The 1,126-nt window shown below is 67.1% G+C and carries 1 pseudogene; it reads right to left on the reverse strand.

Going from position 1 to position 1,126, the window contains the following annotated elements:
• Nucleotides 1-832 precede the first annotated feature (832 nt).
• A pseudogene (locus ACLJK8_RS22805) lies at nucleotides 833-1,126 on the reverse strand (poly(3-hydroxybutyrate) depolymerase); the annotation flags it as partial.

A 1,126-nucleotide genomic window follows, 5' to 3' on the forward strand; every position in this document is an offset into this window, starting at 1 on the left:
CCCGCCGGCAGCAACGCCGCCGACGATCGGCTCCCAACCATCCCTGCTCCCCTTAAGTTCGGAGCAGGAAGCTATCCACCAGGCTGACCGGGTGCACCGAGATTGAGTCAGAGCCCCTTTTGGACGCCGATCACCCCAGAAGCGGGGTCCTTATTCCACGCCGATCAACAATCAAGCCTCCATAAAGCGTGGAACGGCTTCCGGAGTTCCGTCGGTCGCGCCGGTTTCGCGGATCGATCGCGGTTCAAGCCTGCTCCCCGTCCCACAGCCACTCGCGCGCGCAGGGCCGCCGCCCGCGGCTCGATGGCGCATGGGGCGGCCGGCAGTGCACGCTGCCGCTGGCGCCGCGGGCGGCCTCTTCGACGGTTCCATGGTCGGAGGAGCGTTCACCACCCCGACCGGGCGGCTGTTTGCCCCTGCCTGCCTCTGTTTCGTCGTGGGAATACAGAACGCTACCACCACCACCGGGATCTCCGAGACCCGGATATGGACGACGCGCGCCGCCGGATGATCACGGACATCGGGATCGACTCCGAGCGAGCGATCTGCGGTCTGCTCCGTCGCGATGGTCGCGTGCGCGCGGGCCCGACGAAAACCTTCGTAATCGGCGTCGTCAGAGCGATGTGTTACTCCCTGGCCGGGTTCTGTTTCTCGGCTCAGCCCGTGGTCTCGCTCCTCGACAGCGTTGGTGGCGTGGCCACGCTAGGCGAGCTTGGATCCTCCGGATCAAGGGTCTGACCGCCCGAAGCATGGGCGGCGGTATTTGACCGGCGAGGCCTGATCGCGAGCATACTCGGGTTTCTTCCTTCAGCCACCGCCGCCCAACTCGCCCTCACTCCGCTGCGAAGAACCGCAGCATCTCGGCCGACGCGGACGGTCCAGAGGCGTCCGTGAAGGAGCCCGACGCGTCGCCCCCCGACCAGGCGTGGCCCGCGTCTTCTACGAGCCAAAGCTCGACGCCCGGCCGGCCATCGGCGCCTTGCCGGCACAGGCGGCTCCAGCCGCGGCCGGCGGTCCTGCCAGTCTCTCGCGTTTCCTGGCCGTCTTCCGAAAGCCCGGCGACGATGAGGGTCGCGTTTCGAGGATCCACAACTCGGTCTTTCTCACCGTGAAATACGATGGTGCG

This window comes from Amaricoccus sp. W119, from assembly GCF_047275745.1.
GTDB lineage: Bacteria > Pseudomonadota > Alphaproteobacteria > Rhodobacterales > Rhodobacteraceae > Amaricoccus.